Raw genomic sequence first — 1,473 nt, forward strand, 5'->3', positions numbered from 1 at the left:
CCCCGCAACAAGGCCACTCTTTTCGGGATCGAGCACGATCTTGTTGTCCGAACCGGCGCGATCGTGCGCGTTGCCGCGCACGCGCCCTGATGACAGCCGGCGCGGCATGCACACCCGGGGACATCGGGGGTCCTGGGGCCCGGTTTACCTGGCTGGCGGTTCAGCCGTGCCGACCGAAGCCGCCCAGCAGGAGTGAGCGACGAAGCCCGATGATCGTCTGCTGATTTCGGAGAGTCTGCTCGGTGTGTCGTCTCGTTAGTCAGCAGACGATCACGGGGCCCCGCCAGGCCGCCTACAGCGCCACGATCGCCGCCGTCTCGGCCGGCAGGTCGATGCGGTCGCGGGTCACCGTGACGCCCTCGCCCGTGGTCAGCAGCACCCGGCGCGCCGCCCCCGGCAGGGTGATCCGCTGCCGCTTGGCGGCCAGGTTCGCCACGACGAGGGTCTCGCCCCGGCGCATCACCAGGAACTGGTCGCCGTGCCGGACGTCGACGCGGTCCAGCCGCGGGTCGGTCAGGTCGGCCCGGCTCCTGCGCAGGGCGATGAGCCGCCGGTGGAACTCGTACATCTCGCGGTGTTCGGGCTTGTCCAGCTCGGCCCAGTCGAGCCGGGACCGGACGAAGGTCTGCCGGTCCTGCGGGTCCGGCACGTCGCCCTCCGGCCAGCCGTGGGCGGCGAACTCGCGGCGGCGGCCGGTGGCCACGGCGGTGGCCAGCTCCGGCTCCGGGTGGCTGGTGAAAAACTGCCACGGGGTGCTGGCCGCCCACTCCTCCCCCATGAAGAGCATCGGGGTGAACGGGGCGGTGAAGAGCAGCGCCGCCCCGACGCGCAGCAGCCCCGGCGAGAGCGTGGCGGAGATCCGGTCGCCGGTGGCGCGGTTGCCGATCTGGTCGTGGTTCTGGAGGTACGCCACGAAGCGGTGCCCGGGGGTGCGCTGCCGGTCGACGGGGCGGCCGTGGTGGCGGTCGCGGAAGCTGGACCAGGTGCCGGCGTGGAAGAACGCGCCGGTCAGCACGTCGGTCAGGCAGTCGAGCGAGCCGAAGTCGCCGTAGTAGCCCTGCCGCTCCCCGGTGAGCAGGGTGTGCAGGGCGTGGTGGGCGTCGTCGTTCCACTGGGCGTGCAGGCCGTACCCGCCGGCCTCCCGGGGGGTGATCAACCTCGGGTCGTTGAGGTCGGACTCGGCGATCAGCGACAGCGGCCGGCCCAGGTGGGTGGCGAGGGCCTCCACCTCGACGGCGATCTCCTCCAGCAGGTGGGTGGCCCGGGAGTCGGGCATGGCGTGCACGGCGTCGAGGCGCAGGCCGTCGACGTGGTAGTCGCGCAGCCACATCAGCACGCTGTCGAGGATGTACCGGCGCACGCCGTCGGAGTGCGGGCCGTCGAGGTTGACGGTGCGCCCCCAGGTGTTGCTCTGCTCGGTGAGGTACGGCGCGAACATCGGCGCGTAGGCCCCGGAGGGCCCGAAATGGTTGT

General features: G+C 72.0%; 1 protein-coding gene. It reads right to left on the reverse strand.

Annotation, left to right across the window (positions count from 1 at the left end; genetic code table 11):
• Window positions 1-292: 292 nt before the first annotated feature.
• The coding region (locus tag LPU43_RS20030; protein WP_229402019.1) for a DUF3459 domain-containing protein at window positions 293-1,473 on the reverse strand (1,181 nt) is incomplete at its 5' end.

It is taken from the genome of Micromonospora okii (assembly GCF_020884795.1).
Lineage (GTDB): Bacteria > Actinomycetota > Actinomycetes > Mycobacteriales > Micromonosporaceae > Micromonospora > Micromonospora okii.